Annotated in this window: 4 protein-coding genes; 2 read left to right on the top strand and 2 right to left on the bottom strand. The window is 68.2% G+C overall.

Features of this window, described 5'->3' with window-relative positions; all coding sequences use genetic code 11:
* Together rhuM and Q7V15_RS07785 are read right to left on the bottom strand one after the other, a co-directional pair.
* A partial coding sequence (gene rhuM, locus Q7V15_RS07790; protein WP_304754895.1) for a RhuM family protein occupies positions 1-901 on the bottom strand: 901 nt, incomplete at its 3' end.
* Positions 902-1,107: 206 nt separating this feature from the next.
* Complete coding sequence (locus Q7V15_RS07785; protein WP_304754894.1) at positions 1,108-2,139, bottom strand: serine hydrolase; 1,032 nt, start codon at positions 2,137-2,139, stop codon at positions 1,108-1,110.
* Positions 2,140-2,245: 106 nt separating this feature from the next.
* Here Q7V15_RS07785 and ppc point away from each other — a divergent pair, with 106 nt between their 5' ends.
* Together ppc and Q7V15_RS07775 are read left to right on the top strand one after the other, a co-directional pair.
* Positions 2,246-4,957 (top strand): phosphoenolpyruvate carboxylase, encoded by a 2,712-nt coding sequence (ppc, locus tag Q7V15_RS07780; protein ID WP_304754893.1) that lies wholly within the window; start codon positions 2,246-2,248, stop codon positions 4,955-4,957.
* Between the two features lie 70 nt (positions 4,958-5,027).
* The gene (locus Q7V15_RS07775) at positions 5,028-6,404 is read left to right on the top strand and encodes an L-serine ammonia-lyase (RefSeq protein WP_304754892.1); all 1,377 of its coding nucleotides are present in this window, start codon (positions 5,028-5,030) and stop codon (positions 6,402-6,404) included.
* Positions 6,405-6,473: the final 69 nt, after the last annotated feature.

Below are 6,473 nucleotides of genomic sequence, written 5' to 3'. Positions count from 1 at the left end.
TCACGGGCCTTCCGTCAAGCTTGACGAGTTCGCGCATCTTGACCTGAAATTGGCCAAGCGTGATCGGACGCCGTTGTTCGGCCTGACTGTCGAAGAACTCCAGCATGAGGCTGGTGATATGGTTCAGCGCCTTGATTTCAGGCTCCATCAGCAGGTTCTTAGCCGTTTGGGCTTCCTGAACCGTTGGCAACGCTCCTTTGAACGTCTGCACACCAGCATTTTCCTTGGCATGATCGACGCGCTCAACAACCAGCACCGGCGCCGTCTTCTGCATTACGGCCCAATGCATTGTGTTTTGTATGTCCGCAAAAAACTCGCCGTGCTGGCTCTTGTCGTAAGGATCGTAGTCGACGCAGAAGGAGGCCAGCTCGAGAATACGCGTCCACATCCGCTTTTCTGAAGAGCGGATGTCGCGAATGCGCTCCAGCAGTTCCTCAAAGAAATCCGGCTTTCCATCCGGATTCTTCAAGCGCTGGTCGTCGATCACGAAGCCTTTGGTGAGATACTGCATCAAGACCTTGGTGGCCCAGATGCGGAACATGGTCCCTAAGCGGGAGCTTACGCGGTAGCCGACCGCGATCATCACGTCGAGGCTGTAGAGGTTGGTCCGATAAGTGCGGCCGTCGGCGGCAGTTATCCAGGATTCTTGGACAACCGAATCACCGTCCAATTCACCGTCGGTGACTATGTTCTTAATGTGGTAGCTGATCGTTCGGACATCGACGCCGAACATGTGCGCCAGCTGCGCCTGCGTCGCCCAGAACGTGTCCCCAAGAATGCGAAGCTCGGCGCGCACGCCGTCCTTCGCCACGTAAACTAGAAAGCGGTCGCCGGTATCGCCGTCCTCGAAGACGGTCAGTGGCTCACCGTCAGGACCAGTTGGAAGGTGCGCATCAGTCATGACGTGACCTTAGCATCAATTCCCGTTTTGTACTCGTTTCAGCGCTGCCTCTTTCACCATCTCACCAGTCTGTCCACATGTCCCATCCCACCACCAGATTGTATGACTTGAGGAAGCTTTGCACCGTCCCGATGAGCTCGGCCATGGTGGCGACGATTGAGTGTCAAGTGTGAAACCAGCAATCACAACACCACGGCACGGCCCCCTCACCGGAAGGCGTCGACCACCTGGGCGATCCAGGCTTTGACGTTGTCCTTCTTGTCCAGCGGCGTCTTGCCGTGGCGGACCAGGATCAGGTCGAGGTCGGGGACCAGGACCGTGTACTGGCCCTCATAGCCATTGGCGCTGAACGAGCCGGGGCCGGCGATATTCAGCCACCAGTGGGCGCCGTAGTCGCCCTCGCGCACCGCCGGCTGCGGGGTCGGCGTGCGGGCATAGTCGATCCAGTCGGCCGGCAGCAGCTGGCGATCCTCCCACCGTCCGCCGCGCAGATAGAGCAGGCCAAAGCGCCCAAAGTCCCTGGCCGTCGCAAAGCAGAAGGATGAGCCGATGAAGGTCCCGGCGGGATCGAACTTCGGAACTGGGCTCGTCATGCCCAGGGGCTCAAACAGACGCTCCCGCATGAAGGCTTCGAACCCTGCGCCGTCGACGCCCAGCGCCCGGGCCGCGCAGCGGGCGACGATGTTGGTCGTGCCGCTGGCATAGGACCAGGCGGTCCCCGGCGGATGGGCGAGCGGCCGGCTGGCGGCATAGTGGGCCACATCGGCCTTGCCTGAGCCGAACAGCATCTCGATCACATCGGAGACGTGGCCCGGCACATAGTCCTCCACGAAGGCCAGGCCGCTGGACATGCGCAGCAGTTGATCCAGCGTGATCGCCGCGCGGGGATCATTCGGCGTCTGCCGCCATTCCGGCACGTCGGCCGGAGCGTGGATGTCGAGCTTCCCGTCCGCGACCAGCAGGCCCACCAGGGCCTGGGTGATGCTCTTGCCCTTGGACCAGGAGGGGTAGGTGGCGTCCGGACCAAAGCCCTCGCCATAGCGTTCCAGGACGATCCGCCCGCCCTGGACGATCAGCAGGGCATGGGTCTCCCCCATGAGCTCGGTGTCCGGGGCCGCAAAGGCTGTGGCCGCGAGGGCTTCCAGCGCCGCGCTATCGGCCTGGGGCTCACCCTGCGGCCATTGCGTGGTGGGCCAGGGGACATGGGCGGGCTGGGTCGGCAGGATGGGCAGGCTCATGAGCGCAGGTGAGCGCGCCCCGCCTTCGATGTCAAAGGCGGCCCTTAGGTCAACTTCCCCATCGCCGCCCCTGTCCCCCGGGCGTCGTTGGAGTCAGGATGGGGCCATGGAAACCCCCGACACGCGATCTGCCGCCCATCCCCTGGATCTCGGCGGCGAGGCCGGCGACGACGGCCGCGAGGTCCGCCGACAGGCCGGCCTCCTGGCCCAGCTGCTGCGCGAAGCCATCGCCTATCTGGACGGTGAAGCCGCCGCCGCCGGCGTGGATGCGGCCCGCGCCGCCGAGGGCCTGCGGCCCTATGGGGAGCTGTCGGCCGACGAGGCCGAGTTCCTGGCCCGGGCCTTCGCCTGCCATGCGCTTCTGGAGAACATGGCCGAGGAGGTGACCGGCCGCCGCCGCCAGGCCGAGGGCCGCTCGGCCGGGGCCAGCCGGGCTGTGACCCTGCGCGGGGCCGTCGAGGGCCTGGCCAAGGCCGGCCGCAGCGAGCGCGAGATCGCCGAGACCCTGGCGCGCCTGCGGGTGGCGCCGGTCTTCACCGCCCACCCTACCGAGGTTCGCCGCCGGGCCCTGGTGGACCGGGAAGGGGAGATCACCCGGCTCATGGCCCTGCGCCGCCACCGGCTGCCGAGCGCCCTGGAGGCCGAGGCCCGCGAGGCCCTGTTCCGCGAAGTGGCGCTGCTCTGGCGCACCCGGCTGAACCGGCCCGAAAAGATCGCCGTCGCCGACGAGATCCGCAACGTGCTCTCGGTGGTGCGCCAGTCGGTGCTGCCGGCCGTGGCCGCCCTCTATGCCGACTGGCAGGGCCTGCTCAACGACGCCGAGACCCCGCCGGTGCTCAGCCTTGGCTCCTGGCTCGGCGGCGACCGGGACGGACACCCCGGGGTGGATGCGGCCGCCCTGCGCACCGCCCTGGAGGCCCAGGCCCGGCTGATCTGCGACTTCTACGCCGGCGAATTGCGCGCGCTTTGGCGTGATCTGGCCATTTCATCGGGCTTTTCGCAGGTTTCGGAGGCGGTTCGCGCCCTGGGCGAAACCATGCCCGACCCGTCCCCCCACCGTCGGGACGAGCCCTATCGCCTGGCGCTTGAGGCCATTTTCGACCGGCTGAGCGCGGTGTCCCAGAAGCTCACCGGTCAGCCGGTGGCCTTCGCGCTCACCCCATCCGAGGTCGAACCCTATGTCGATCCCGAGGCCTTCATCGCCGACCTGCGGGCGGTGGCCCAGTCCCTGGAGGCCCACGGGGGCGAGCGCATGGTCGGGCCGCGGCTGAAGCGGCTGATCCTGGCGGTGCAGGCCTTTGGCTTTCACCTGCTGACCATCGATCTGCGCCAGAACGCCGATGTCCATGACCGGGTGATCGCCGAGCTGCTGGCCAGGGCCGGGGTCACGGCGGACTATGAGGCGCTGGATGAGGACGGCCGGCGGGAGGTCCTGCTGGCCGAGCTGGCCCATGAGCGGCCCCTGCGCTCCCCCTATCTCGACTATTCGGCTGAGACCGCCAAGGAGCTGGCCATTCTCGACGCCGCGGCCCGGGCGCTCGACCTCTACGGACCCAAGGCGCTGGGGGCCTATGTGATCTCCAAGGCCGCGGCGGTGTCGGACATCCTGGCCCTGCTGGTGCTGATGAAGCAGGCGGGCCTGGCCAGGGGCGGGGGGCGGCCGATGACCCGCCTGCGCCTGGCGCCGCTGTTTGAGACCATCTCCGACCTTGAAAGCGCCCCTGACATCCTGCGGGAATGGCTGGCCCTGCCGCCGGCCAAGGCCATCGTCGGGGCCTCGGGCTACCAGGAGGTGATGCTCGGCTATTCGGACTCCAACAAGGACGGTGGCTATATCGCCTCGCGGCTGCATGTGGCCCTGGCCGCCAGCGCCCTGTCTTCCGCCTGCCTGGAGAACGGGGCGGCCCTGCAGATCTTCCACGGTCGGGGCGGCTCCATCGGTCGGGGCGGCGGGCCGGCGGCGGCCTCGGTCATGGCCCAGCCCTTCGAGGTGATCCCCAGCCGCATGCGCTGGACCGAGCAGGGCGAGATGATCTCCCGCCGCTACGGCGACGAGGAATCCGCCCGCCGACGCATGGACGAGCTGGTCGGCGCCGTGCTGGCCGCCGGCGCCCGCCAGCAGATCTCCCCCAGCGAAGCCCACGCCGACCGCCTGGCCCGCCTGCGGAAGGGCGCCTTTGCGCACTACCGGGAGCTGGTCTATGAGAACGCGGCGTTTGAGGATTTCTTCTGGTCGGCGACGCCGATCGGGGAGATCGCCGAGCTGAACATCGGCAGCCGGCCGGCCTCGCGGACGAAAAGCCGGAAGATTGAAGACCTTAGGGCCATTCCGTGGGTGTTCAGCTGGACCCAGTCGCGGTTCATGCTGCCGGGCTGGTTCGGCTTTGCGGGCGGGGTGAAGCGGGCCGGACTGACCCCCTCAGAACTGGCCGAAATGGCGCATATTGGGCGCATTTTCCCCGCTTTATTGGCCGATATGGAGATGGCTCTGGCCCAGGCCGACATGGAGCTGGCGGGCGCCTATGCCGAGCTGTCGCCGGACCGGGACGCCGCGCGCGCGATCATGGACGTCATCCGCGCCGACTATGAGCAGGCCTGCGAGCTGGCGGTCTCGATCCGCCGGGGGAGCCGGCTGCTGGACGACCGCCCGGCCCTGGCCGAATGGGTGCAGGTGGCCTCGGACTCCATCGCGCCCTTGAACCGGCTGCAGCTGGAGCTGCTGGCCAGGCGGCGGCGCGGGGACGACGATCCGCGACTAAAACGGGCGGTGGAGTTCACTGTAGCGGGCATTTCCGCCGGACTTCGCGGCACCGGCTGAGGCGACCCTGGCCACGGCGTAGCCGGCGTCTATGGTCCCGGCCTTCATTCTCTTCAGCGACGAGTGTCCCATGAGCGCCGGCGTCTTCGACCTCTTCAAGCTGGGGGTCGGGCCTTCCAGTTCCCACACCATGGGGCCGATGACCGCGGCGGCCCGCTTCCTGGCTCGGCTGGAGGCGGCCGGCGCCCTGACGGCCACGGCGCGGGTGGAAACCACGCTCTATGCCTCCCTGGCCATGACGGGCCGCGGCCACGCGACGGACCGGGCGGTGATCCTGGGCCTGGCGGGGTTCGAGCCCGCGACCATCGACCCGGACGCGGCCGAGGCGCAGCTGGCGAAGATCGCCGAGGCCGGCCGGCTGAGGCTCGGGGGCGAGGGGCCGGAGATCGGCTTTTCCGCCGAGACCGACATCCTCTGGCAGGGGCGCACGCGGCTGCCGCAGCATCCCAACGCCCTGCGCTTCCGGGCCCTGGACGCGGGCGGGCAGGTGCTGGCCGAGCGGCTCTACTTCTCCATCGGCGGCGGCTTTGTCGTGGACGAGGCGGAGTTCGAGGCGCCGGCGCCCCAGGGCGGCCCGCCCATCCCCTTCGACTTCGCCAGCGCCGAGGAGATGCTGCTCATGGCGCAGCAGGAGGGAGTGACGATCGCGCAGCTGATGTGGCGCAACGAGATCGCCCGGCGGAGCCCTGATGAGGTGAACGCCGGCCTCGACGCCATCTTCGAGGCCATGGAGGCCTGTATCGAGCGCGGCCTGCGCCAGGACGGCTGCCTGCCGGGCGGGCTGCAGGTCAGGCGCCGGGCCCGCCAGCACTTCAATGCGCTGACCCGGCGGATGGAGCGCAATATCAGCGACCCCCTGGCGGCGCTCGACTGGGTGAACCTCTGGGCGCTCTCGGTGAATGAGGAGAACGCCTCAGGGGGCAAGGTGGTGACGGCGCCGACCAACGGGGCCGCAGGGCTCCTGCCCGCAGTGCTGCGGTTCTACGACCGGTTCCATCGGGGCGGGGCCGACGGGCGCCGGACCTTCCTGCTGACGGCGGCGGCCATCGGCGCGCTCTACAAGCGCAACGCCTCGATCTCCGGCGCCGAGGTGGGCTGTCAGGGGGAGGTGGGTGTGGCCTGCTCCATGGCCGCGGCGGGGCTGACGGCGGCGCTCGGCGGGACCAACGCCCAGATCGAGAATGCGGCGGAGATCGCCATGGAGCACAATCTGGGCCTCACCTGCGATCCCATCGGCGGGCTGGTTCAGGTGCCCTGCATCGAGCGCAACGCCATGGGGGCGGTGAAGGCCATCGACGCCTCGCGCCTGGCCCTGCTGGGGGATGGCCAGCACTCGGTGAGCCTGGACAAGGTCATCGCCACCATGAAGCGGACCGGCGAGGACATGAACGAAATCTACAAGGAGACCTCGCTGGGGGGCCTCGCCGTCAATGTGGTGGAGTGCTGAGGCTCTGGACGGCCTGAGAGTTGACGCGCGTTTTGTTCCGATAACCGGTTCCCACTTATCGGAACGCGC

The organism is Phenylobacterium sp., assembly GCF_030651755.1.
Taxonomy (GTDB): Bacteria; Pseudomonadota; Alphaproteobacteria; order Caulobacterales; family Caulobacteraceae; genus Phenylobacterium.
The sequence above is the reverse complement of the archived record's forward strand: the minus strand, read 5'-3'. Positions and strand labels throughout refer to the sequence as shown.